Annotated in this window: 22 protein-coding genes, 2 rRNA genes and 1 pseudogene (1 of these 25 cut by a window edge); 20 read left to right on the top strand and 5 right to left on the bottom strand. The window is 69.3% G+C overall.

Annotation, left to right across the window (positions count from 1 at the left end; genetic code table 11):
* From ACQEWB_RS27310 to ACQEWB_RS27360, 11 genes are all read left to right on the top strand, one after another.
* Positions 1-1539, top strand: a 23S ribosomal RNA gene (locus ACQEWB_RS27310) (it extends 1582 nt beyond the left edge of the window).
* A gap of 71 nt (positions 1540-1610) precedes the next feature.
* Positions 1611-1727: ribosomal RNA gene (gene rrf / locus ACQEWB_RS27315) — 5S ribosomal RNA — on the top strand.
* A 62-nt stretch (positions 1728-1789) separates the two neighbouring features.
* Positions 1790-2434 (top strand): HAD family hydrolase, encoded by a 645-nt coding sequence (locus ACQEWB_RS27320; RefSeq protein WP_432835415.1) that lies wholly within the window; start codon positions 1790-1792, stop codon positions 2432-2434.
* A 69-nt stretch (positions 2435-2503) separates the two neighbouring features.
* Positions 2504-3232 (top strand): VC0807 family protein, encoded by a 729-nt coding sequence (locus ACQEWB_RS27325; protein ID WP_432835417.1) that lies wholly within the window; start codon positions 2504-2506, stop codon positions 3230-3232.
* Between the two features lie 78 nt (positions 3233-3310).
* Positions 3311-4528 (top strand): MFS transporter, encoded by a 1218-nt coding sequence (locus ACQEWB_RS27330; protein WP_432835419.1) that lies wholly within the window; start codon positions 3311-3313, stop codon positions 4526-4528.
* Positions 4479-5651, top strand: coding sequence for an acetoin utilization protein AcuC (locus ACQEWB_RS27335; RefSeq protein ID WP_432835422.1), 1173 nt, complete (start codon positions 4479-4481; stop codon positions 5649-5651). Before ACQEWB_RS27330 ends, ACQEWB_RS27335 begins: the two co-directional genes overlap by 50 nt.
* Positions 5652-5741: 90 nt before the next feature.
* A complete protein-coding gene (locus ACQEWB_RS27340; RefSeq protein ID WP_432835424.1) occupies positions 5742-6557 on the top strand; it encodes a phosphatase in 816 nt (271 codons plus the stop codon).
* 129 nt (positions 6558-6686) lie between these two features.
* A complete protein-coding gene (locus tag ACQEWB_RS27345; RefSeq protein WP_016437488.1) occupies positions 6687-6896 on the top strand; it encodes a helix-turn-helix domain-containing protein in 210 nt (69 codons plus the stop codon).
* 153 nt (positions 6897-7049) lie between these two features.
* Positions 7050-7148, top strand: coding sequence for a 30S ribosomal protein bS22 (locus ACQEWB_RS27350; protein ID WP_003948845.1), 99 nt, complete (start codon positions 7050-7052; stop codon positions 7146-7148).
* Positions 7149-7441: 293 nt separating this feature from the next.
* On the top strand, positions 7442-8503 hold the full coding sequence (locus ACQEWB_RS27355; RefSeq protein WP_432835428.1) for an NAD-dependent epimerase/dehydratase family protein: 1062 nt from the start codon (positions 7442-7444) through the stop codon (positions 8501-8503).
* Between the two features lie 26 nt (positions 8504-8529).
* Positions 8530-9582, top strand: coding sequence for a lysophospholipid acyltransferase family protein (locus ACQEWB_RS27360; protein ID WP_432835430.1), 1053 nt, complete (start codon positions 8530-8532; stop codon positions 9580-9582).
* 239 nt (positions 9583-9821) lie between these two features.
* Here the strand turns inward: ACQEWB_RS27360 and ACQEWB_RS27365 are convergent, their stop codons facing one another.
* From ACQEWB_RS27365 to ACQEWB_RS27375, 3 genes are all read right to left on the bottom strand, one after another.
* Positions 9822-11039, bottom strand: coding sequence for a DUF5667 domain-containing protein (locus ACQEWB_RS27365; RefSeq protein ID WP_432835432.1), 1218 nt, complete (start codon positions 11037-11039; stop codon positions 9822-9824).
* Between the two features lie 232 nt (positions 11040-11271).
* The gene (locus tag ACQEWB_RS27370; RefSeq protein ID WP_432835434.1) at positions 11272-12045 is read right to left on the bottom strand and encodes an ECF subfamily RNA polymerase sigma factor, BldN family; all 774 of its coding nucleotides are present in this window, start codon (positions 12043-12045) and stop codon (positions 11272-11274) included.
* A gap of 315 nt (positions 12046-12360) precedes the next feature.
* Positions 12361-13272 (bottom strand): HAD family hydrolase, encoded by a 912-nt coding sequence (locus ACQEWB_RS27375; RefSeq protein ID WP_432835436.1) that lies wholly within the window; start codon positions 13270-13272, stop codon positions 12361-12363.
* A gap of 95 nt (positions 13273-13367) precedes the next feature.
* Here ACQEWB_RS27375 and ACQEWB_RS27380 point away from each other — a divergent pair, with 95 nt between their 5' ends.
* The 5 genes and pseudogenes from ACQEWB_RS27380 (at position 13368) to ACQEWB_RS27400 (ending at position 19079) form a co-directional block, all read left to right on the top strand.
* Complete coding sequence (locus tag ACQEWB_RS27380) at positions 13368-13649, top strand: glutaredoxin family protein (protein WP_432835438.1); 282 nt, start codon at positions 13368-13370, stop codon at positions 13647-13649.
* 247 nt (positions 13650-13896) lie between these two features.
* Positions 13897-14664: a redox-sensing transcriptional repressor Rex gene (locus ACQEWB_RS27385; protein WP_432835440.1), complete on the top strand. Its 768-nt coding sequence runs from the start codon at positions 13897-13899 to the stop codon at positions 14662-14664.
* Entirely contained in the window at positions 14661-16424 is a 1764-nt protein-coding gene (locus ACQEWB_RS27390) for a glutamyl-tRNA reductase (protein WP_432835442.1), read from the top strand. Before ACQEWB_RS27385 ends, ACQEWB_RS27390 begins: the two co-directional genes overlap by 4 nt.
* Positions 16421-17379, top strand: a pseudogene (gene hemC, locus ACQEWB_RS27395) (hydroxymethylbilane synthase). Before ACQEWB_RS27390 ends, hemC begins: the two are co-directional and overlap by 4 nt.
* Positions 17376-19079 (top strand): uroporphyrinogen-III synthase, encoded by a 1704-nt coding sequence (locus ACQEWB_RS27400; RefSeq protein ID WP_432835444.1) that lies wholly within the window; start codon positions 17376-17378, stop codon positions 19077-19079. Before hemC ends, ACQEWB_RS27400 begins: the two are co-directional and overlap by 4 nt.
* 16 nt (positions 19080-19095) lie before the next feature.
* On the opposite strand, the gene ACQEWB_RS27405 is transcribed toward ACQEWB_RS27400, so the two are convergent.
* Entirely contained in the window at positions 19096-20490 is a 1395-nt protein-coding gene (locus tag ACQEWB_RS27405) for an FAD-binding oxidoreductase (protein ID WP_432835446.1), read from the bottom strand.
* 182 nt (positions 20491-20672) lie between these two features.
* Here ACQEWB_RS27405 and hemB point away from each other — a divergent pair, with 182 nt between their 5' ends.
* Entirely contained in the window at positions 20673-21665 is a 993-nt protein-coding gene (hemB, locus tag ACQEWB_RS27410; protein WP_432835448.1) for a porphobilinogen synthase, read from the top strand.
* A 289-nt stretch (positions 21666-21954) separates the two neighbouring features.
* Entirely contained in the window at positions 21955-22326 is a 372-nt protein-coding gene (locus ACQEWB_RS27415; RefSeq protein WP_432835450.1) for a DUF805 domain-containing protein, read from the top strand.
* Here ACQEWB_RS27415 and ACQEWB_RS27420 read toward each other — a convergent pair whose 3' ends face one another.
* On the bottom strand, positions 22327-22548 hold the full coding sequence (locus ACQEWB_RS27420; protein ID WP_432835452.1) for a hypothetical protein: 222 nt from the start codon (positions 22546-22548) through the stop codon (positions 22327-22329).
* Positions 22549-22818: 270 nt separating this feature from the next.
* Between ACQEWB_RS27420 and ACQEWB_RS27425 the strand changes: the two genes are divergently transcribed.
* Entirely contained in the window at positions 22819-23721 is a 903-nt protein-coding gene (locus tag ACQEWB_RS27425; RefSeq protein WP_432835454.1) for an SAM-dependent methyltransferase, read from the top strand.
* 115 nt (positions 23722-23836) lie between these two features.
* A complete protein-coding gene (locus tag ACQEWB_RS27430; RefSeq protein ID WP_432835456.1) occupies positions 23837-25039 on the top strand; it encodes a PLP-dependent aminotransferase family protein in 1203 nt (400 codons plus the stop codon).
* Positions 25040-25070 lie beyond the last annotated feature (31 nt).

The following is a 25070-nucleotide window of genomic DNA, read 5'->3' on the forward strand; positions in this document are numbered from 1 at the left end:
CGGGCAAAGGGGAGTGGTGGAGCCGACGGACCAGACCTGTAGTAGGTGAGTGATGGGGTGACGCAGGAAGGTAGTCCAGCCCGGGCGGTGGTTGTCCCGGGGTAAGGGTGTAGGACGGTGTGTAGGCAAATCCGCACACCATGTGTCTGAGACCTGATGCCGAGCCGATTGTGGTGAAGTGGATGATCCTATGCTGTCGAGAAAAGCCTCTAGCGAGTTTCATGGCGGCCCGTACCCTAAACCGACTCAGGTGGTCAGGTAGAGAATACCGAGGCGTTCGGGTGAACTATGGTTAAGGAACTCGGCAAAATGCCCCCGTAACTTCGGGAGAAGGGGGGCCATCACTGGTGATCCGATTTACTCGGTGAGCTGGGGGTGGCCGCAGAGACCAGCGAGAAGCGACTGTTTACTAAAAACACAGGTCCGTGCGAAGCCGTAAGGCGATGTATACGGACTGACGCCTGCCCGGTGCTGGAACGTTAAGGGGACCGGTTAGTCACATTTCGGTGTGGCGAAGCTGAGAACTTAAGCGCCAGTAAACGGCGGTGGTAACTATAACCATCCTAAGGTAGCGAAATTCCTTGTCGGGTAAGTTCCGACCTGCACGAATGGCGTAACGACTTCTCGACTGTCTCAACCATAGGCCCGGTGAAATTGCACTACGAGTAAAGATGCTCGTTTCGCGCAGCAGGACGGAAAGACCCCGGGACCTTTACTACAGTTTGATATTGGTGTTCGGTTCGGCTTGTGTAGGATAGCTGGGAGACTGTGAACTCCGGACGCCAGTTCGGGGGGAGTCGTCGTTGAAATACCAGTCTGGTCGTGCTGGATGTCTAAACCTGGGTCCGTGATCCGGATCAGGGACAGTGTCTGATGGGTAGTTTAACTGGGGCGGTTGCCTCCTAAAGAGTAACGGAGGCGCCCAAAGGTTCCCTCAGCCTGGTTGGCAATCAGGTGTTGAGTGTAAGTGCACAAGGGAGCTTGACTGTGAGACCGACGGGTCGAGCAGGGACGAAAGTCGGGACTAGTGATCCGGCGGTGGCTTGTGGAAGCGCCGTCGCTCAACGGATAAAAGGTACCCCGGGGATAACAGGCTGATCTTCCCCAAGAGTCCATATCGACGGGATGGTTTGGCACCTCGATGTCGGCTCGTCGCATCCTGGGGCTGGAGTCGGTCCCAAGGGTTGGGCTGTTCGCCCATTAAAGCGGTACGCGAGCTGGGTTTAGAACGTCGTGAGACAGTTCGGTCCCTATCCGCTGCGCGCGCAGGAATATTGAGAAGGGCTGTCCCTAGTACGAGAGGACCGGGACGGACGAACCTCTGGTGTGCCAGTTGTTCTGCCAAGGGCATGGCTGGTTGGCTACGTTCGGGAGGGATAACCGCTGAAAGCATCTAAGCGGGAAGCCTGCTTCGAGATGAGTATTCCCACCCACTTGATGGGGTAAGGCTCCCAGTAGACGACTGGGTTGATAGGCCGGATCTGGAAGGCAGGTAACTGCTGGAGGTGACCGGTACTAATAGGCCGAGGGCTTGTCCATATTTGCTCGCGTCCACTGTGTTAGTTCTGAGGCAACGACCGTGTCATGTTCCCGGTCGAGTTTCATAGTGTTTCGGTGGTTATAGCGTGAGGGAAACGCCCGGTTACATTCCGAACCCGGAAGCTAAGCCTTACAGCGCCGATGGTACTGCAGGGGGGACCCTGTGGGAGAGTAGGACGCCGCCGAACAATCATTGCGAAAGGCCCACACCAGAAATGGTGTGGGCCTTTTTGCGTTTATGCTCAAAGGCATGCGCTACGACCTCGTCATCTTCGACAACGACGGTGTCCTCGTGGACAGCGAGCCGATCTCCAACCGGCTCCTGGCCGCCTACCTCACCGAGCTGGGGCACCCGACTTCGTACGAGGACTCCATCCGGGACTACATGGGGTCCGCCATGCACCGCGTCCATGAGCTGGTCCTGGAGCGGACCGGGCAGCGGCTGCCGGCGGACTTCGACGACGTCTTCCACGCGCGGGTGTTCGATGCCTTCGAGCGGGAGCTGAAGCCCGTGGCTGGGGCAACGGACGTACTGGAGGAACTGGCGGCGGACGGGGTGCCGTACTGTGTCGCGTCCTCCGGGAGCCATGCGCGGATTCGGGTGGGGCATCGGACGACCGGGCTGGACCGGTGGTTCGGGGAGGAGCGGATCTTCAGCTCGGAGGATGTGGGGCGGGGGAAGCCGGCACCCGATCTGTTCCTGTACGCGGCCGAGCGGATGGGCGTCGCGCCCGAGCGGTGTGTGGTCGTGGAGGACTCGCCGCTGGGCGTGCAGGCGGCTGTCGCGGCCGGGATGGACGTCTACGGGTTCACCGCCATGACGCCTGCCGAGCGGCTCGCGGGGGCCACTCAACTCTTCTCCGGCATGGGGGAGTTGTCAGGGCTGCTGCACTGACATTTGTCATGCGGAGCTCCGGACGAACGTTTCTACTGGCGACCGGGTGCCGGACGCGAAGCTGAGGGCATGACGACGAACACGGTGTCCCAGGGCCAGAACAGCGACCAGACCCCCAGCCCGCTCGACAACTTCCGTCCGCTGATCGTGGATGTGGCGGTCCCCCTCGGTTCGTACTACCTGTTCAAGGACGCCTTCGGGATGAGCACCTTCGCGGCGCTCGCCTGGAGCAGCGTCGTCCCGGCGGTGCGGACCCTCTGGAGCCTGGTGAAGGAGCGCCGGACGAACGGGCTCGCGGCGCTGATCCTCACGGTCAACGTGGTCTCGCTGCTGCTGAGCTTCCTCTCCGGCGACCCGCGGCTGATGCTCGCCAAGGACGGCGCGGTCAGCAGCACCGTCGGCATCGGCATCCTGGTCTCGGTGGCGCTCGGCCGGCCGATGATGACCGCCGGGATGAAGCCCTTCCTGGTGAAGGGCAACCCGGCGAAGGAGGCCGCGTGGCAGCGGCTGGCGTCGGGACAGGCCGCCGCCTCCGCGGACTTCCTGCGCAAGGAGCGGGCGTTCTCCGTGGTGTGGGGTGTGGCGCTGCTCACCGAGTGCGTGGCCCGGGTCATCGGGGCGTACACCGTCCCCGTGGACACCATGGTCTGGCTCGGCAGCGTCATGATGATCGGCGTCATGGCCCTGACCTTCCTCGTCAGCGGTGGGCTGGCCGCCGGGCCCATGGAGGAGATGGTCCGCGCCGAGGCGGAGGCCCACGAGGCGGCCGCCAAGGCCGATGTCACCGTCGCCGCCTGAGTAACAAAATAAAGCTGAAGGAAATTCATCTTTGGCCTGATCTACCCACAGGTAGCCCGGGGCCCTACGCTCGCCGCCATGACAGATGTGCTGCGGCGCGGTAGGGCCTCTTTGGCGTTCAGCTTCTTCGCTCAGGGCGCCACCTTCGCCCTCCTGGTGACCCGCATTCCGGCCATCCAGGACCGGTACGGCGTCTCCGACGGGCTGCTGCCCGCCTTCCTGGCCGCCGTCCCGATCCTGGCAGGCGTGGGCAGCGTGACGACCGAGCAGCTGGTGAAGCGAATACCGCCCAGCCTGCTGCTGCGGTGCGCCCAGCCCGTCGTACTCCTGGCGCTGCTCGGTGTCGGAGCCGGGGACTCGATGGTCGAGCTGGGGATCGCGCTCGCCGCGTTCGGGCTGGCGGTGGGGGCGTTGGACGCCTCCATGAACATGCTCGGGGTGAGTCTCCAGCGGGCGTACGGGCGGAGCATCATGCTCAGTTTCCACGCCGTGTTCAGCCTGGGCGGGATCGTGGGGGCCTCGCTGGCCTGGGTCGGGGCGCACTGGCATCTCTCGCTGTGGGTGTCGTATCTCCCGGTCGTCGCGGTGCTGCTGCCGGCCACGCTGATCGGGAGCCGGTGGTACGTCGACGGGGATGGCCCGGCGGACGCGCCGGAGGAGGAGAAGGGGCAGGGCGGGACCGTCGTCTTCCGGATGCTGCTGCCGCTGTGTCTGGTGATGACCTTCGCGTACATCGGGGACTCGACCGTCTCCAACTGGAGTGCGAAGTACCTGAAGGACACCCTGGGGAGCTCGGAGCAGCTGTCGACCGTGCCGTACAACGTGTACATGGTGACCACGCTGCTGGGGCGGACGCTGGGGGACTCCGGGGTACGGCGGTTCGGGGCCGTCGCGGTCGTGCGGCTGGGGGCGCTGGTGGCGGCGCTCGGGTTCGCGGTGGTGGCGCTGGCGCCGGGGGCGTGGGTCGGGATGCTCGGGTTCACGCTGCTGGGGCTGGGGTTGTGCGTGCTGGTGCCGCAGACCTTCGCGGCCGCGGGGCGGTTGTTCCCGGGGGCGTCGGACCAGGCCATCGCGCGGCTGAACATCTTCAACTACGTCGGGTTCCTGATCGGTTCCCCGTTGGTGGGGGCGTTGGGGGACGCGTGGAGCTATCGCGGGGCCATGCTCGTGCCGATGGCGTTGGTGCTGGTGACCGTCTTCTACGCCAGGTCGTTCGCTCCTCAACCGGACCGATACGGTGTCGGGCATGAGCGGCCGCGCACAGCTGATGTGGGACGAGGCAGTAACGGGCTATGACTTCGGTCCGGACCATCCGATGGACCCGGTCCGGCTCGCCCTGACCAGGCGACTCGTCGACGCCTTCGGGCTCGACAAGGACGTCGACGTGGTCGCGGCCAAGCCGGCCGGGGAGTCGACGCTGCGGCTCGTCCACCGGGAGGACTACATCGACGCCGTGAAGGCCGCCTCCGCGGATCCTGAGGCGGCCCGGGGGGCGTACGGGATCGGGACGATCGACGATCCTGCCTTCGGCGGGATGCACGAGGTCTCCGCGATGATCGCCGGGCAGTCGGTGGGGGCCGCGGAGGCCGTGTGGCGCGGTGAGGCGCTGCACGCCGTGAACTTCGCCGGCGGGCTGCACCACGCGATGCCCGGCGGTGCCTCCGGGTTCTGCATCTACAACGACGCCTCGCTCGCCATCGCCCGGCTGCTGGAGCTCGGCGCCGAGCGGGTCGCGTACATCGACGTGGACGTGCACCACGGGGACGGCGTGCAGGCGGCCTTCTGGGAGGACCCGCGGGTCCTGACGATCTCGCTGCACGAGCATCCGCGGACGCTGTTCCCGCAGACCGGGTGGCCGGAGGAGACGGGGGCGGATGCCGCGGAGGGGTCGGCCGTGAACGTCGCCCTGCCCGCCGGGACCGGCGACGCGGGGTGGCTGCGGGCCTTCCACGCCGTCGTGCCGGAACTGATCGCCGATTTCCGGCCGCAGGTGCTGGTGACGCAGCACGGGGCCGACACCCACTTCGAGGACCCGCTCGCGCACCTGGCCGTGTCGCTGGACGCGCAGCGGGCCGTGCAGGTCGCCTGCCACGAGCTCGCGCACGAGTACGCCGACGGGAAGTGGATCGCGCTCGGCGGTGGCGGTTACGCCGTGGTGGAGGTCGTACCGCGGTCCTGGACCCACCTGGTGGCGATCGCGGCCGGGCGGGAGATCGCGCCGGAGACGGTGATCCCGGAGGGCTGGCGGCAGGAAGTCTTCGCGAAGACCCGGCAGTTGGCGCCGGCCCGGATGACGGACGGGCGCTGGCCGGTGTCCTACGCCGAGTGGGACGCCGGATACGACCCCGCGGACCGGCTCGACCAGGCCGTCCTGGCGACCCGGCGGGCGGTGTTCCCGCTGCGGGGGCTGCTGGCGTAGCCGAGGGCGGCACGAGGGGCGTTACGCCAACCGTGCGGTGTTCGCCGGTTCCTGTGGCCGTCCCCCGCCCGGTCGGCCACCATCGCAGACGTGTTGAGCACCGGGGCCCTGCGGGCCCACCTGCTGGCCGCCCGTCTCGCCGGTGCGGTGGCCACCTCCCGTGAGGAGAGCCTCCGTAGCTACCGGCTCTTCGCGGCGCGCGATCCACGCGTGCTGATCGGACTCGATCCCGAATGGACATGGCGGCAGCGGGATTTGATCGAGTTGATGGCGGACAAGTGCGGGGTTTCGGCCGATCCGCAGCATGTCTCAGGCCATGATGTGATCGATCCGGAGCGGACTCTGACCGCTCTGGATGCCTTCGCCGAGCGCCTCGCGGCAGCCGCCCAGCGCAGCGCCCCTGTACTCCTCGGCACCGGCCACCCCCACCGACTGCTCGGCTTCTACGCCGCGTTGGCGGACGCGCTGTCGGCGGCGGGATGTACCGTCCTCACACCGGCGCATGGTCACTGTGTCGACATAACGACCCGGTTCGGTCTACGCACGTACAACCTTGACTACGTACGAGGAGTCGCGCTCGTGCGAGAACCGGGGGCGCCTCGCCCCGGTTGTGCGACCGGCGCACACACGCACTCACCGCTCCCGGTTCGACTCGCGCTGGCGGCGGCGGCCGAGTCCGGCGGGCCGCTTCCGGAGCTGGTTGTCGGGGACCACGGGTGGGTCTGCGGGGCAGGTCAGCTGGGGTTCGAGGCCATTGGTCTTGCCGATACGGACGACCCCGCGCTCTTCGTGGGGGAGGCCGAGGGGTCCGTGTCCGTCGTCGTTCCACTTGATGACGCTGTGCGGTCTGATTACTACCGGCCGCTTACCCGCTACGTACTCAATCGAGCGTGTCTGTCACAGTAGGCCGCCGATGGGTGCACCTCTTCCCCACTCGCATCACCCGCCCCTACATTGGGGAGTGAGCACGCAGCGACGAAGAGTCACCGGAAGGGGAAGCCGGTGGCCGTCGAGTGCGGAAGGTTCAGGTGTGTCATGGCTGCTGAGCAGAGGCCTCTGAGCGAGGTTCAGTTCCTTACCGTGGCGGAGGTCGCCTCGGTGATGCGAGTGTCGAAGATGACCGTGTACCGCTTGGTGCACAGCGGTCATCTGCCCGCGATCAGGGTGGGGCGGTCCTTCCGCGTCCCCGAGAACGCGGTTCACGAGTACCTTCGCGAGAGTTACGTGGGGGTGGAAACCGCCTGACGGCCGGCCCGGGGGGATCCTCAGGGCACCAGTGGATCTCCCCGGCATCCTCGATTACGACCTCAGCGCTCGGACGGGTAGGCTGGCCCCTCGTAGGTCGTATGGGCCCATGGCGCCCAAACGCCGAGTGATGAGAAGTGAGCGAGGGTAGTCGTGGGCTCTGTTATCAAGAAGCGGCGCAAGCGGATGGCTAAGAAGAAGCACCGCAAGCTGCTCAAGCGCACGCGCGTTCAGCGTCGCAACAAGAAGTAAGCGACGCCGTCAGAGCGTGTTCTGTGGCCCCCCACCGCAACCGGTGGGGGGCCACACGCGTTTCCGCTTCACAGAAGTTCCGTGAATGCTCAACGACAATCGCAATGGCCCTGTGCCTACGCACGAGTTTCACATGGCTTGGTCTGTTCGTACGTCTGTGGATGTCGTCACTTCGTGCATTGGGCGGTCATCACAGCGCAACATCGACCCGCTAGGTTGGCCGCACACGGGGAACGCGGCACGCTACGAGGGCATACGACGGCCGCACGTCGGCTGGAAGGAAGGCGCTGATCTTGGGCAAGGTCGTGCTCGTGACCGGAGTGGCCCGCAGGCTGGGGGGCCGGTTCGTACGACGGATCCAGCGTGACCCGCAGGTGGACCGGGTCATCGCGGTGGACGCGGTCCCACCCGAGCACCACCTGGGCGGTGCGGAGTTCATCCAGGCCGACATCCGGCAGCCCACCATCGCGCGGGTGCTCGCCGAGACGGGCGCCGACACGGTCGTACACCTCGATGTGACGGCGATGGCGCTCGGCAGCGGCAGCCGGACCACGGTCAAGGAGACCAACGTCATCGGCACGATGCAGCTGCTCGGCGCCTGCCAGAAGTCGCCGACGGTGAAGCGGCTCGTCGTGAAGTCGAGTACGAACGTGTACGGGTCCGCGCCCCGGGATCCCGCGGTGTTCACCGAGACGACCCCGCCCAAGTCGCTGCCCAGCGGCGGCTTCGCGAAGGACACCGTCGAGGTCGAGGGCTATGTACGGGGCTTCGCGCGCCGGCGGCCCGATGTGGCCGTGTGCGTGCTCAGGTTCGCCAACATCCTGGGGTCCTCGGCGGACACCCCGCTCGCCGCCTATTTCGCGCTGCCGGTGCTGCCGACCGTGTTCGGCTACGACCCGCGGCTGCAGTTCGTGCACGAGGACGATGTGATCGAGGTGCTGCGGATCGCCTCGCACGAGCCGGAGCGGGGCACCCTCAACAGCGGCACGTTCAACATCGCCGGGGATGGGGTGCTGCTGCTGTCCCAGTGTTCGCGGCGGCTCGGCAAGCCGACCGTTCCGCTGCTGCTGCCGGCCGTCAACTGGGCCGGCTCGCTGGTGCGTACGCTGGGCGTGACCGACTTCTCGCCCGAGCAGATCCGGCTGCTGACCCATGGCCGGGTCGTGGCGACGACCCAGATGCGCGAGACGCTCGGATTCCGGCCGAAGTACACGACGGCGGAGACCTTCGCGGACTTCGCGCGCAGCCGGGGTCCCGGACTCCTGCCGCCGGAGGCCCTCGCGGGGGCCGTCGACCGGATCGCCGCGCTGCCCGCCCTGGGCGGCGGCCACCCCCCGACGCAGAGCGCCAACTAGAGCGCCAACCGAGGAGCGCATCAACGATGGCGGATGCCAAGGTCATTCCGTTCGACGACGACCGGTCCCGCGGGGGTGCCGTGCAGCGGCCCGCGCGGCGCCGGGGCGCGGGGAGCCGACGCAAGAACACCGAACCCGCGCTGGTCGGAGAGGTCCAGCCCCTGCCCAGCAGGGCGCCGGCGCAGGATGATGTTCCCGTGACGCGTGAGGAACAGCAGCCCGAGAAGCCGCAGGAGGACGGCGGCCTGGAGCGGCGCCTCGCGAGCGGCCTCGACTTCCTGCGCCGTCGCCTGACCGGCGACTACGAGGTCGACGACTTCGGCTACGACGAGGAGCTGACCGACCAGGTCCTGATGTCCGTGCTGCGGCCGGTGTACGAGAAGTACTTCCGGGTCGAGGTGAAGGGCGTCGAGAACATCCCGGCCGAGGGCGGCGCGCTGATAGTCGCCAACCACTCGGGGACGCTGCCGCTGGACGGCCTGATGATGCAGGTCGCCGTCCATGACCATCACCCCGCGGGCCGCCACCTCCGCCTGCTCGCCGCCGACCTGGTCTTCATGCTGCCGGTGGTCAACGAGCTGGCCCGCAAGCTGGGCCACACCCTGGCCTGCGCGGAGGACGCCGAACGCCTGCTCGGCCAGGGCGAGCTGGTCGGCGTGATGCCGGAGGGCTTCAAGGGCATCGGCAAGCCCTTCTCGGAGCGCTACAAGCTCCAGCGCTTCGGCCGCGGCGGCTTCGTCTCGACGGCCCTGCGCAAGGGCGCCCCGATCATCCCGTGCTCGATCGTGGGCGCGGAGGAGATCTACCCGATGATCGGCAACGCGAAGACCCTCGCGCGCGTCCTGGGCTTCCCGTACTTCCCGCTGACCCCGACCTTCCCGTGGCTGGGCCCGCTGGGCGCGATCCCGCTCCCCACGAAGTGGACGATCCAGTTCGGCGAACCGATCCTCACGGACGGCTACCCACCGGAGGCCGCCGAGGACCCGATGCTGATGTTCAACCTGACCGACCAGGTAAGAGAACAGATCCAGCACACGCTGTACAAGTTGTTGGTGCAGCGGCGGTCGGTGTTCTTCTGAAGGCCGGCACGGCTTCCGGCGAAAGGACAGGCGAACAGCGCGGCGACGCGGCCGCGGGAGCCGCCGGTCGGAGGCCGGCGCAGCTGTTCGAAGCCTGCGAAGCAGTGCGAGAGCAGCAGACAGGAGGGGCCAAGTTGCTGGTGCAGCGGCGGTCGGTGTTCTTCTGAGTGTTCTTCTGAGTTTTCGGGTACGGCGGCGGGGGCGCCCCTTGTAGAAGGGGCGCCCCCGCCGCCGTACCGCTACGAGCTCGTGTCCTCGCCGTTGATTCCGAGGCCCGGCAGCAGGCCTGGGAGGAGGGGTGGGATTGTCACGTCCGGGGCGGCGCTCGGGGACTTGCTTGCCGACGGGGAGGCGGTGCCGCTGTCCTTCGGGGGGTCGAGGAGGCCTCCGGTGTTGCCGCCGAGCAGGCCGTCGCCGGTGGACGCCGACTTGCTGGGGCTCGCCGAGTGGCCGCTCTCGGAGGTGCCGTCGCCGGTGCTCGGCTGGGTCGAGCCATGGCCGCTGCCGGAGGTGCCCGTGGACGCCGTACCGGAGCCGCTCCTGCTGCCGCCCTGGGCCGGGGGCTGGGGGAGCAGGGACTGGAGCGGGGCGACCTCTTCGTCTATGGCGTCGAAGACCGAGGACACCTGGTCGCTGACGTCCCCGAGCTGGACCGGGAGGCGGTCGCGCAGGGCGCCCCAGGCCTCGCGGTGCGAGCGGGAGAAGGCGGAGAGGGCCTGGATGGGGCCCAGCGAGTTGGGGTCGCGCTCGTACGCCTCGTGCAGCAGGCGGTGGCCCTCGGTGGCGTCGCGCTGCATGCCGAAGAGGGCGCGGCGGATCTCGCCGAGGGACTCGTGGTCGAGGTGGCCGCCGCGGCCGCGCTCCATGAGCCGACGGGCCTCGCTGAGCCGGGTGGAGGCCTGGTCGAGATAGGCCACACCGCGCTCGTCGTCGCCCTCGGACATGTAGTTGAGCTTGAAGTCCTCGATGCCGCGCTTGAGGCCGTAGAGCGAGTCACCGGGCAGCGCGTCCGAGCTGGCAGCGGCGACTCCGCCGAAGGCGCCCGCGGCGACGCCGACGCTGAGCCCGCCCGCGGCGAGACCCTTGGTCAGCCGGGACCGCGGTCGCAGCTTGCCCAGTGGACTCGCCCGGTGCGAGCCGCCCCGGGCACGGTGGGAGCGCTGCTCCGGTACCGAAGGGTCCGACGCCTCGCCACCAGCGCCCTCCAGCAGCATGGCCTCGAACGCGGCCACCAGCTGGGCCCGCTGGACTACCTTGACCTCGGGGTCCAGCTCCGGCCGGGGCAGCGCGGCGAGGCCGTGGGCGAGGCCCAACAGGCGCTCGTCCGCCGGGCGTTCCCCGGCTGCCGGGGCCGGTGGGGATCCCTCGGACTGCTCGGCCGCCGTGTCCGGGTCGGACTCGTCCAGGGCCTGGGCGAAGGCGTTCGCCCGCCGGTGCGCCGATACGTTCGCGATCACTGGCGGCACCTCCTCTCGTCATGACGGTCGACTCCCCAGGGGTCCTGAGGGTTGCACGCTCTGAACACATCCACACGATCGAGTGATCGGGGACGGCCAGGGAGTGACCACAGGGAGCCTGCATCCGGCACAACGAGCGGCGCGGCACTTGGGTTACGGACGACGGATGATCGGATCGGGGAGTCAACGGACTTTCACTGAGGGCGAGTTGGGTGTCACTGAGGGTGCTGATTCAGCGGGCGTCTTCCGGCAGGAGCCGGGCCAGGGTGCGCACGGCCCGGTACTGGAGGGTTTTGATGGCGCCCTCGTTCTTGCCCATCACGCGGGCGGTCTCGGCGACCGAGAGGCCCTGTAGGAAGCGGAGCGTCACGCACTCCTGCTGCTGCGGATTGAGGCGGCGGACCGCTTCGAGCAGCGCCGCGTTGGAGAGGGACTCCAGGACGGAGTCCTCCGGGGAGCGCTCGACCTCGTTGGCGTCGAGCATCTCGCCGGTGGTGACCTCCAGCCGGAAGCGGCTGGACTTGAAGTGGTCGGCCACCAGGTTGCGGGCGATGGTGACGAGCCAGGCGCCGAAGTCGCGGCCCTGCCAGGTGAACGTGCCGATGCGGCGCAGGGCGCGCAGGAACGTCTCGCTGGTGAGGTCCTCGGCGGTGGCCTTCCCGCCGACCCGGTAATAGATGTACCGGTAGACGGTGTCGCTGTACTGGTCGTAGAGCCGCCCGAACGCGTCGGCCTCGCCGGCCTGGGCCCGCTCGACGAGGTCCATCATGCGGGCGCTGTCGCTGTCCGCGGCCGGTCGGCGCGCGGTGGTGGCACCGGCCGTACGGCCCCGTCTGCCGACGGCGGCGGTGCCGTCGGCAAGCGCGTAGCACGGGCCGGCCGGTGCGGTGGCCACGGCCAGTGCGGGGACGGCGTACGCGGTGGGGACGAAGTCGCGCAGCAGTCCTTGGACCGTTGCGCGCAGCGTAGCCAGGCCCGAGGCGTCAACCCCGACGTGTGGGTACACGGGACTCCCAGAGGCAGAGCTTCCATCACGTGCAGTACGGGACCGTTCACCCGTCGTAGCGACGGAGGGGTACCGGTTTGCGTCTGAGGAGAATAACGCTTCGTGCAGGCGCTGCTACACCCAGTTGCTCAAATCATCGATTACGTCGCTTCTGTAACCGAATGACGTGCGATCAAGTACCGGAGAGTGACCGGTTGTTGATCGAAAAGGTTCGGGTTGGGACTGGGAACAGGGCGTGTTGTGGCTGTGCGCCGACAAGAGGACTGGGAGACGTGTGTGAGGGGTACGCCTCATGTTTCGGGCGCGAGTTCTCCGTCAGCGACGGCGTCGGCTGATTGCGATCGCGGCTGCTGTGCCGCCCGCCACCGCGCCTACGCCCGCTGCCGCGGGGATGCCCACCTTCGCGGCCTTCCGGCCCGTCCTGTAGTCCCGCAGGCGCCAGTCCAGGTTGCGGGCGTGTTTGCGGAGCTTGGTGTCCGGGTTGATGGCGTAGGGGTGGCCCACCAGCGAGAGCATCGGGATGTCGTTGTGGCTGTCGCTGTAGGCCGCGCAACGGGACAGGTCCAGTCCCTCGGCTGTGGCCAGGGCCCGGACCGCTTCTGCCTTCGCGGGGCCGTGCAGGGGCTCGCCCACCAGCTTGCCCGTGTAGACGCCGTCGACCGATTCCGCGACCGTGCCCAGGGCGCCGGTCAGGCCCAGGCGGCGGGCGATCACCGTGGCGATCTCGACCGGGGCCGCTGTGACCAACCACACCTTCTGGCCGGCGTCGAGATGGGCCTGCGCGAGGGCCAGGGTGCCCGGCCAGATGCGCTCGGCCATGTACTCGTCGTAGATCTCCTCGCCGATCGACTGGAGTTCGGCGACGCGGTGGCCCTTGACGATGGAGAGCGCCGAGTCGCGGGCCTCCTGCATGTGCTCGGGGTCCTCGGAGCCGGCCAGCCGGAAGTACGCCTGCTGCCAGGCGAAGCGGGCCAGGTCGCGGGTCTCGAAGAACTTCCGTTTGTACAGGCCACGGCCGAAGTGGAAGAGGGACGCACCCTGCATCACGGTGTTGTCCAGGTCGAAGAACGCGGCAGCCCTGTCGTCACCGAGCACCGGGAACTCCGGTTCCTCTTGGGGGACGTCCTGCGAGGACTTGCGCGCGGCCTCCGCCGAGGCCTCGCCTGCCAACACGCTCCGCGCCGTGGCGGAGCGCCTACGGGGAGTGAGCCATCCGAGAGCGGCCATGCCCGTGAGCATAGCCAGTTTGTTCGGTGCCTCCAGACGCGCGAGGTTTGCAGGCTGTGAACTCTCCGCGACCGGCCCGTTAAACAGGCGGGACAATGGCCGGCATGAGCCCCCTCTTCCGACGCAAGCCGGCTCCGCAGGACCGGCTGGTCACCCTCATCGGCAAGCCCGACTGCCATCTGTGCGAGGACGCGCAGCTGGTGGTCGGGAAGGTGTGTGACGAACTCGGCGTTCCCTGGGAGCAGAAGGACATCACCCGGGACCCGGAACTGTACGAGCAGTACTGGGAGCAGATTCCGGTCGTTCTCGTCGACGGCCGTCAGCACACGTTCTGGCGGGTGGACGAGGTTCGCCTGCGCAAGGAACTGACCGAGTAGTACAGAGGTACCCGGCAAGTCGCTTAGGATCGATGGCGATCTGGTCTCGGGGGCGGGATTCACGAGGAGAGTGTCGGTTTTGCCCCTTGGGATGCGCCTGGGACAGGAGTGCGTGACCCCGGTCACGTTGGCCGGGCAAATCGGACACCATCTTTGTGCACGCGTTCACAAAGACATAGCCTGCTGTCGACGGGGCGGTCTGGGTACGTGTGACCGCCTACAGCCCCGCTCTACCCGCAGGAGCACCGTGGCAACTGGCCGAACTCACCGACCGGCGACCCGAAGCCGAGGGATTCCCGAGGCCACCGTCGCCAGGCTTCCGCTGTACCTCCGCGCGCTGACCGCACTGTCGGAGCGCTCGGTACCCACGGTCTCCTCCGAGGAGCTGGCCGCCGCCGCGGGGGTCAACTCCGCAAAGCTGCGCAAGGATTTCTCGTACCTGGGCTCCTACGGAACGCGCGGTGTCGGCTACGACGTCGAGTATCTCGTCTATCAGATCTCGCGTGAGCTCGGGCTCACCCAGGACTGGCCGGTTGTGATCGTCGGTATCGGTAACCTCGGTGCCGCCCTGGCCAATTACGGCGGCTTCGCCTCCCGTGGCTTCCGGGTCGCGGCGCTCATCGACGCCGATCCGGCAATGGCCGGAAAGCCCGTCGCCGGGATCCCCGTGCAGCACAGCGACGACCTGGAAAAGATCATCGAGGACAACGGCGTGAGCATCGGCGTCATCGCCACGCCCGCCGGTGCCGCCCAGCCCGTCTGCGACCGGCTCGTGGCCGCCGGGGTCACGTCCATCCTGAACTTCGCGCCGACCGTGCTGACCGTCCCGGACGGCGTCGACGTGCGCAAGGTCGACCTCTCCATCGAGCTCCAGATCCTCGCCTTCCATGAGCAGCGCAAGGCCGGTGAGGAGAGCGCGGCCGCCGCCGACGGTGCCGGGCCGGCCGCCGCCGCGCGCAAGGACTCCGCCGAGCAGGGACCCGACGGGGACGTACCCGCCGTGATGCCGGCATGAGTCTCCTCGTCGTCGGGCTGAGTCACCGCAGCGCTCCGGTCAGCGTTCTGGAGCGGGCCGCGCTGCATGCGGACGCCCAGGTCAAGCTGCTCCAGGACACCGTCGCCGCGGAGCCCGCCACCGAGGCGGCGGTGCTGGCCACCTGCAACCGCATCGAGCTGTACGCCGACGTGGACAAGTTCCACGCGGGGGTCGCCGAGCTGTCGACCCTGCTCGCCCAGCACAGTGGGGTGGGGCTGGATGAGCTCACGCCGTATCTGTATGTGCATTACGAGGACCGGGCCGTCCACCATCTCTTCTCGGTGGCCTGTGGGCTCGACTCGATGGTCGTCGGTGAGGGGCAGATCCTCGGGCAGATCAAGGACTCGCTGGCGAAGGCGCAGGATCTGCACACGGCGGGACGGCTGCTCAACGACCTGTTCCAGCAGGCCTTGCGGGTCGGGAAGCGGGCTCACTCCGAGACCGGGATCGACCGGGCCGGGCAGTCGCTGGTCACGTTCGGGCTGGAGCAGCTTGCCTCCGGCGGGGATGTGCGGGAGTGGGCCCGGGGGAAGAAGGCGCTGGTCATCGGGGCCGGGTCGATGTCCTCGCTGGCTGCGGCGACGCTGGGGCGGGCCGGAGTCGGCGAGATCGTCGTCGCCAACCGGACCGCTGATCGGGCCGAGCGGCTTGCCGCCCTGCTCGGAGAGCAATATGGAAAACGCCTGAATGACGCCGGGGACTTGGACGTGGTGGCCCGCGCGGTACCGATGGATGCGGTGCCGGACGAGCTGACACGTGCCGATGTTGTGGTGTCTTGTACGGGGGCGACCGGGCTTGTGCTGAGCGCTGAGGCGGTTGGTGCGGCTGTGGCTGGGCGGGTGCCGGCCGCGGGTGCTGGGTGGGTTTCGCCTGCCCGCGCGGGCGGGGTGCCGTCTCGCTTTGGGTCGGGAGCCGCCCCGGCGGCACGACTGCCCGCAGACTCAGCGGCGGATGAAGAGAACTGCCCGCTGGATCTGCCCTCCCTCTCCGCCACCGCCGGGTTCTCCGTGCTCGGGGAAGCTGCCGTTGCCGGTATGGGGGCCGCTGAGCTCGAGCAGCATGCCGCCTGGGTGGACAACGCTCCTCGGCCGCAGAGTTCCAACCCGGTGGCGGACGACGCCGAGGCCATCGTCGCGCTTGCCGCGCTTGCCTCCGTCGGTCTGCGGATTCCTGAGCGTCGTAAGCCCGAGTCCGTTGTCGAAGCGGTGCGGCCCGCTCCTGTGCTTTTTCTGCTCGACCTGGCCATGCCTCGGGACATCGACGCCGCCGTGCACCGGCAGGTCGGGGTGCGGCTCGTCGACATCGAGTCCTTGGCCGAGGCCAGCGCCGATGCGCCCATGGCCGCCGATGTGGACCAGGTGCGGCGGATCGTCGGCGATGAGGTTGCCGCCTTCGGGGCCGCGCTGCGGGCCGCGCACATCACGCCCACCGTCGTGGCGCTGCGGACCATGGCCGCCGATGTCGTCTCCAGTGAGATCGCCCGGCTCGAGGGGCGGTTGCCGGAGCTCGACGACAAGCACCGGGCCGAGATCACGCAGACCGTGAAGCGGGTGGTCGACAAGCTGCTGCACGCGCCCACCGTGCGGGTCAAGCAGCTCGCCGCCGAACCGGGCGGTGCGGGGTACGCGGATGCCCTGCGGACCCTGTTCGACCTCGACCAGGAGGCGGTGGCCGCCGTCTCCCGGGCCGACCGCGCCGATGACGAATCTGAGAACAGCAAGAACCGAGGGCCAGCATGACTGACAAGGCACTGAGGCTCGGGACCAGGCGGAGCAGACTCGCCATGGCCCAGTCCGGGCAAGTGGCGGACGCCGTGAGCCAGGTGACCGGACGGCCCGTGGAGCTCGTCGAGATCACGACGTACGGCGACACCTCGCGCGAGCACCTCGCGCAGATCGGCGGCACGGGTGTTTTCGTGACCGCGCTGCGGGACGCGCTGCTCAGGGGTGAGGTGGACTTCGCCGTTCATTCGCTCAAGGACCTGCCGACGGCGCAGCCCGAGGACCTGGTCCTGGCCGCCGTACCCGAGCGCGAGGACCCGCGGGACGTGATCGTCGCCCGGGACGCGCTGAAGTTCACCGACCTGCCCCGCGGGGCACGGATCGGAACCGGTTCGCCGCGGCGGATGGCCCAGCTGAACGCGTATGCGCGCAGCCACGGGCTGGACATCGAGACCGTGCCGATCCGGGGGAACGTCGACACCCGGATCGGGTTCGTGCGGGAGGGTGAGCTCGACGCGGTCGTGCTCGCCGCCGCCGGCCTCAGCCGACTCGGTCGGATCGACGACGTGACCGACTTCCTGTCGGTCGACACCGTTCTGCCCGCCCCGGCCAGGGGGCACTCGCGATCGAGTGTGCCGCGGACAACGCGGACCTGATCGCGGCGCTCGGCGAACTCGACGACCCGTACACGCGGGCCGCCGTGACCGCCGAAAGGTCCCTGCTCGCCGCCCTGGAGGCCGGTTGCAGCGCCCCTGTGGGCGCGCTGGCCGACCTTCTGGCCGACGGGCAGATTGTCAGAGAAATGCGCCTGCGCGGGATAGTCGGCACGACCGACGGTTCGCGCACGGTGCAGCTGTCCACCACCGGTCCCGTGCCCGAGACGTACGACCAAGCAATGGCGCTCGGCCGTGAACTCGCTGCCGAGATGCTTGCCCAGGGCGCGGCCGGTCTGATGGGGGAGCAAGCCAAGTGAGCCCCACCTCTCTTCCCGCCGGTCCGGAGCACGGGCACGTCACCTTCCTGGGTGCCGGACCCGGGGATCCGGGACTGCTGACTCTGCGCGCCGTCGAGGCGCTGGCGAACGCGGACGTCCTCGTCGCCGAGCACGACGTGCTCGACGTGGTGCGCCTGCACGCCAGACAAGGTGTCGCCGAAGTGCACACGGACGGGGGTCCTTCGTCGGACCCGCTTCCGGGCACGGGCACACCTCAGCTCGCGGTTGTTGACAGCTCGTCAACAACCGCTGGGGTCCCCGCGGTACGGGATGCCGCACATCTTGTCATGGAGGCCGCGCGGGGCGGCAGGCGGGTCGTCCGTGCGGTGTCCGGTGACCCCGGCCTGGACGCCTATGCCGCCGAGGAGATGCTCGCCTGCGTTCGCGGGGGCGTGCCCTTCGAGGTCGTGCCGGGTGTCGCCGCGGCCGTCGGGGTGCCCGCGTACGCGGGTGTTCCGCTGCGGGACGCCGAGGGCGCGGACGTCCGGTTCGTGGACGCCCGTACCGCCTCCGACCGGTGCTGGACGGAGGTGGGCGCCTCGGACGGGACCGTGGTCGTGTCGACGACGCTCGACTCCGTCGGTGCGGCCGCCGGTGAGCTGGTGTCGGCCGGGCGCAAGCCCGATACGCCGATGACCGTCACGGTGGCTGGTACGACCACTCGTCAGCGGACCTGGACCGCCACGCTCGGCACCATCGCGCAGACCCTGAAGCAGGCGAAGGTGCTGCCCTCGCCGGACGGCGGCCGGCCGGTGATAGCCGTGGTCGGTGAGCGTTCCGCCGCCGCCCAGCGCGACCAGTTGTCGTGGTTCGAGTCCAAGCCGCTGTTCGGCTGGAAGGTACTCGTGCCGCGTACGAAGGAGCAGGCGGCCTCGCTCTCCGACCAGTTGCGGTCCTACGGCGCGGTGCCGCACGAGGTGCCGACGATCGCCGTCGAGCCGCCGCGGACGCCGCAGCAGATGGAGCGGGCCGTGAAGGGGCTCGTGACCGGGCGGTACGAGTGGATCGCGTTCACCTCGGTGAACGCGGTGAAGGCCGTACGGGAGAAGTTCGAGGAGTACGGCCTCGATGCGCGGGCCTTCGCCGGCATCAAGGTCGCTGCGGTCGGGGAGCAGACCGCGAGGGCGCTCGTCGCCTTCGGCGTGAAGCCGGATCTGGTGCCGTCCGGGGAACAGTCCGCCGCCGGGCTGCTCGAGGACTGGCCGCCGTACGACCCCGTCTTCGATCCGATCGACCGGGTGTTCCTGCCGCGGGCGGACATCGCGACGGAGACGCTGGTCGCCGGGCTGATCGAGCTCGGATGGGAGGTCGACGACGTCACGGCCTATCGGACCGTGCGGGCGTCGCCGCCGCCTGCGGATACCCGGGAGGCGATCAAGGGGGGTGGCTTCGACGCCGTTCTCTTCACGTCGTCCTCGACCGTGCGGAACCTGGTGGGGATCGCCGGGAAGCCGCACAACGTGACGGTCATCGCGTGTATTGGTCCGGCTACGGCGAAGACCGCCGAGGAGCATGGGCTGCGGGTGGATGTGATGGCTCCGGAGCCGTCCGTGCACAAGCTGGCGGAAGCCTTGGCCGACTTCGGGTTGCGGAGGCGGGCTGCGGCTGTCGAGGCCGGGGATCCGGTGACGCGGCCGAGCGAGAGGCGACCGGGGGCCAGGCGTCGTCGTACGACCTGAGGACGGGAAGCACGGGTCACGCCGGTACAGGCGTGACCGTGTGCCCGTAGCGCAGCAGGTTCTCCGGGTCGTACGTCGACTTCGTTCTGCTCAGGCGTGCGTAAGCCTCCTCCGTCCAGGCCCTTGCCCGGTCCTTCTCGTCGCCCGGGGTGCCGTGCAGGTTGACCATCGTGTGGCCTGTGCCGTACGGGGTCATGGCCGTGTGGAGGGCTGTTGTGGCTGTTTCCACTGCCCTCGCCGCCTCCGGGCCGGCCAGTAGGCCGACCGTTTCCAGGACGTAGCTGGCGTCCCGGGCGCAGATCGCGTCCTCGATGGCGGCGGGGCGGGCGAGTTCGCCGCCCATGTGGCGGAGTTCGGTCAGGAGGAGCGGGTAGTCGGGGGGTGCCTGCGGACCTGCCTGGGTGAGGACCGCCGTCAGGGCCTCCTGGGGGAGGCCGTGGAGCAGGGTGCAGGCCTCTCGGGCGGGGAGCGGGTCCTGCGGGTCCATGTAGATGCGGTCCACGGCCGTGTACGGCATCTCCTCCACCGTGTCGATCGTGATCGGTGCCGCGGCGCGGACGGGGGTCAGGAGCTCCTCGCCCTGTTGGTGGTCGCCGGTCCAGGCCACCGCCACCCTTGCCCAGAAGCCGCCTCGGAGGGGTTCCGGGATCTGCGGGATCGGCGGGAGGCGCAGGAGTGTGTACGCGCTGCACATCTGGGTGGGGAGTGTCGTCGTCCAGTCGGCCCAGGTGCGCAGGACCGCTTCCGCGTGTTCGCCGGGGAAGTAGATGCCGCCGCCCAGGAGCCTGGACAGGGGAAGCAGGTCGAAGGTCATCCCGGCGACTATCCCGACGTTGCCCTTGCCGCCGCGCAGGGCCCAGAAGAGGTCGGGTTCGGTGTCCGCGTCCACCGTGAGGAGGGTGCCGGCCGGGGTGACGAGCTCGAAGGTGCGGACCCGGTCGGCCGCGTAGCCGTAGGTACGGCCCAGGACCGGGAGGCCGCCGCCGAGGGTGTAGCCGACGACTCCCGCGTCCGTGGAGGAGCCGTTGAGGGCGGCGAGGTTGTGGGGAGCGGCTGCGTCCAGGACGTGGCGCCACTTCGCGCCGGCGGCGACCGTCGCGGTGCGTTCCACCGGGTCTATGCGTACGTCGGTCATGCGGCCCGTGGTGATCAACAGGCCGCTCTCTATGGGGAAGTTGGCGCCGTGGCCGGTCGCCTGGACCGCCACGGGGGTGTGGGTGGCCGCCGCCCAGCGCATCGCCGTGACGATGTCGTCGGTGTCGGTCGCGCCCACGACGACGTCCGGGGTGTGCCGGGCGGCGAGGTTGAAGCCGGTGACCTCGGCCTCGTACTCCCGGTCGCCGGGGCGCAGGACGGGGCCGTGGATCTCGGACAGTGCGAACAGGTCGGGGGTGTGGTGGGTGGCGGTCATCGCGTCCTCCCGGGGCGCCCGCGGGCAGCGCCGGTGCGCTGTGCGCGCGACGGAGGGGTCTGGGTCGTCGGTGCTCCTGTCATTTCAGGATGAACCCGGGGCGGACGGGGCGCATGGTGGAGGCCGGTGCTCCGACGGGCCGTCGGCAAAGGTGCCCCTGGGCCGGGCGTAGCGTAGGTGGCATGTCGAAGTACGGATCCTTCCCCGGCTCGCGTCCACGGCGACTGCGGACCACCCCCGTCATGCGGCGCATGGTCGCCGAGACCCGGCTGCACCCCGCGGACTTCATCCTCCCCGCCTTCGTGCGCGAGGGCGTCAGCGAGCCGGTGCCGATCTCGGCGATGCCCGGGGTCGTGCAGCACACCCGGGACAGCCTGAAGAAGGCCGCCGCGGAGGCGGTCGCGGCCGGGATCTCCGGGATCATGCTCTTCGGGGTGCCGGAGGAGGGGAAGAAGGACGCCCTCGGGACGCCCGGGACCGATCCGGACGGGATTCTGCAGGTCGCGCTCCGTGACGTGCGGGCCGAGGTGGGCGACGATCTGCTCGTCATGTCCGACCTCTGTCTCGATGAGACGACCGACCACGGGCACTGCGGGGTGCTGGACGCGGAAGGGCGCGTCGACAACGACGCGACCCTGGAGCGGTACGCCGAGATGGCCCAGGTGCAGGCCGACGCCGGCGCCCATGTGGTGGGGCCCAGCGGGATGATGGACGGGCAGATCGGGGTCGTCCGGGACGCGCTCGACCAGATCGGGCGGGAGGACGTCGCGATCCTCGCGTACACCGTCAAGTACGCCTCCGCGTTCTTCGGGCCCTTCCGGGAGGCCGTCGGCTCCTCGCTCAAGGGTGACCGGAAGACGTACCAGCAGGATCCGGCCAACGCACGGGAGTCGCTGCGTGAGCTGGCCCTCGATCTGGAGGAGGGGGCCGACATGGTGATGGTGAAGCCGGCCGGGCCCTACCTCGACATCCTCGCGCGGGTCGCGGACGCGGTGGACGTGCCGGTCGCCGCCTACCAGATCTCCGGCGAGTACTCGATGATCGAGGCCGCCGCCGAGAAGGGCTGGATCGACCGGGACAAGGCGATCCTGGAGGCCCTCACCGGCATCAAGCGGGCCGGCGCGCAGAACATCCTCACCTACTGGGCCACCGAGGTGGCGCAGAAACTGCGCTGACTGCCGTTGCGGGTGGGGCGGTTGGGCAACGGAACGGGACAGATCCGGCGTCGAATCGGACACCGCCCCGCATCGGAACGTGTTCGGTTCGGCAACGGAAGCAACTCGGTGCCGTGAACGTGCGTTGTCCGACCTGTGGTTACCTCCGGACAGATGTGCATCTGTCCGGAAATCGCTCAACCGGTGTGCCGTACAAACCGAATTGACGAGTTCTCGTCATCGTCCCTACCTTCTGCGCCTGGCCTGATCCGTTCCGGAACGGGCTGAACGTCGATCCCAGGGGGACGCAATGAGCTGGTTCATCGAGGCGCTGAAGAAGTACGCGGTGTTCAGCGGGCGCTCGCGCCGCAAGGAGTACTGGAACTTCGCGCTGTTCGTCGGAATCATCTACGTGGTGCTGATGGTCCTCGCCCTCGCCACCAAGACCGCGGCGCTCTTCGCCCTCGTGGGCATCTTCTACCTCGCCATCCTGATCCCCAGCCTGGCCGTCGGCGTCCGCCGTCTGCACGACACGGGCCGCTCCGGCTGGTGGCTGCTGTTCGGCATCGTCCCGATCGCCGGCCCGATCACCCTGCTGGTCTTCACCGTCTCCGACAGCCAGCCGGGCGCGAACGAGTACGGCCCGAACCCGAAGGAAGCGGCTCCGGCGTACGCCGGCTGATCATCGCGCTTCGAGGCCGTCCGGTTGCAGACCGGGCGGCCTCTTCGCGTTGTGCGCGCCATGGTTCAGGGTCACGGCGGGGGCGTGCAGGGCGTGGCTCGTGGCCGGGCCCTCGTCGCGTACGCCGGTGCCGTCCTGGCAGCCCGCGAGGGTGAGGGCGGTGAGCGCCGCGAGGGTGGCGGCGGCGAGACGGCGGCGGGTGCGGTCGGCTCGGGCGGGCATGGTGGTGGGCCTTCCGTGGGGGCTCGGTGGGGCGACGGGCCCAGCCTGGTCGGTGATCGGCGCCGGGCGCCACAGTTCGCGCGGGATTCGGGACGGCGGGGTGGCGGGACGGGTGCTGACCTGCGGGGATGTGCCGTCCCGGGGACGGGTTGTGGGACGTCGTGGCGGCCCGGGAGCTGTGAGATCGGCGCTCGGGCACCATCAACTTCCGCCGGGAGTTACGTTGTTGTCGCTTGAATGACCCGCCTCGACTCTCCCAGGGAGACGCCCGTGCCCGGTGACGCTCTGAGCCAAGACCCCGCGCTGCTGAGAGGGAGGATCGACACCACCAAGGCGCATCCGGCCCGCGTCTACGACGTCTTCCTCGGCGGCAAGGACAACTACCCCGTGGACCGCGCCGCGGCCGCCGCCGCGCTCGCCGCCAACCCGCGCGGCTACCTCGACGTACGGCACAACCGCGACTTCATGCGGCGCGCGGTGACCCGGCTGGCCCAGGAGCAGGGCATCCGGCAGTTCCTCGACATCGGCACCGGGCTGCCCACCGCGGAGAACGTCCACCAGATCTCCCAGGCCATCGCCCCCGAGTCGCGGATCGTGTACGTCGACAACGACCCGGTCGTCCTGGCGCACGCCCGCGCCCTGCTCACCAGCAGCCCCGAGGGACGTACCGACTACATCGACGCGGATCTGCGCCGCCCGGCCGAGATCCTCGAACAGGCCGCCAAGACCCTCGACTTCAGCCGGCCGGTCGCCCTCCTCCTCGTGGCGATCCTGCACTTCGTCGAGGACGAGGAGGCGTACCCGCTGGTCAGCGAGCTGGTGGAGGCGCTGCCCGCCGGTAGCCAGGTGGTGCTCAGCCACCTCACCGACGAGATGCACCCGGAGCCGACCCGCGCGGTCCAACGGACGTACACCGAGCGTGGCTTCACCTTCGTGTTCCGCTCCCGGGCCGAGGTCGAGCGGTTCTACGCCGAGACACCGGGCCTGACCCTGGACGAGCCCGGCGTCGTCCCCGCGCACCACTGGCACCCGGGCCCGGCACCGGCCCCGCCGGCGGTGGAGGAGGCGTACTTCGAGAGCCTCGACGACATCGAGAAGATCCGCTACCGGGACATCAACGACGTGACGGACGACGACATCAACGTGTACGGGGCGATCGGTACGAAGGCCTAGCCGGCGGTGGCGGGCCGGGCGGGCGTCCGTATCCCGGAAACCTGGTTGTAGACGGCACGTACATCTCTAGGCTGCGGGCACGAGTCGCCGCCCGCCCGCAGTCGAAGGAGCCGTCATGACCGTCGCGCCATCCGTCCTCGCGCCCGTTCCACCGCTCGCCGCGCGCGCCCGGTCCGTCGGGGGTTCGCCGGTGCGGGACATCCTCGCCGTCACCGCCCGCCCCGAGGTGGTCAACTTCGCGGGCGGGCTGCCCGCGCCGGAGCTGTTCGACGCGGCGGGGATCGCGGAGGCGTTCCGGGCGGTGCTGGCCGAGACGCCGGCGCGGGCCCTCCAGTACGCCACCACCGAGGGCGAGCCGGCGCTGCGGGGCGCGCTGGCCGTGCGGACGACGGTGCGGGGGCTGCCGACCGAGGCCGACGACATCCTCGTCACCACCGGCTCCCAGCAGGCGCTCTCGCTCCTCGCGACCGCGCTGCTGGAGCCCGGGGACACCGTCCTGGTCGAGAGTCCCTGTTATCTGGCGGCACTTCAGGCCTTCTCCTTCGCGGGCGCGCGGGTCGTCGCCGTGCCGGGCGATGCGGACGGCGTCGACCCGGAGGCGCTGGCGGAACTCGTGGAGAGGGAACGCCCGAAGCTGCTCTACACCGTCCCCACCTTCCAGAATCCGACCGGTCGCACGATGTCCGCCGCGCGCCGGGCCGCGGTCGCCGCGGTGGCGGGGCGGTGCGGGCTGTGGATCGTCGAGGACGACCCGTACGGCGAACTGCGCTTCGAGGGTGAGCGGGTGCCGTGGATCGCCGCGCACGAAGCGGCCCGCGACCGTACCGTCCTGCTCGGCTCCTTCTCCAAGGTGATGGCGCCGGGGCTGCGGCTCGGCTGGCTGCGGGCGCCGGCGGAGCTGCGGCGGGCCTGCGCGGTCGCCAAACAGGCGGCGGACCTGCACACGCCGACCGTCAACCAGCTCGCCGCGGCACGGTACTTGGCCGACCGCGACCTGGACGCGCACGTCGCCCGGGTCGCCGGGGCGTACCGGGAGCGGCGGGACGCGATGCTGGCGGGGCTGGCCGACGCGCTGCCGTCCGGCTCGACCTGGGAGCGGCCGGAGGGCGGGATGTTCCTCTGGGCCCGGCTTCCGGAGTCGTACGACACGACGGCCCTGCTGCCGGAGGTCGTTCGGCACGATGTCGCCTACGTCCCGGGTGCGCCCTTTTACGCCGGTGAGCCGGACCGGTCGACGATGCGACTGTGCTTCGTGACACAGACGCCGGAGGAGATCGGGGAGGGGCTTCGGAGGCTGGGGAAGGGGTTGAAGGCCTAGCATTCCGGAGGGGCTCGGGGGGCAGGGGGAC

The organism is Streptomyces sp. CA-249302 (genome assembly GCF_050936785.1).
Taxonomy (GTDB): Bacteria; Actinomycetota; Actinomycetes; order Streptomycetales; family Streptomycetaceae; genus Streptomyces.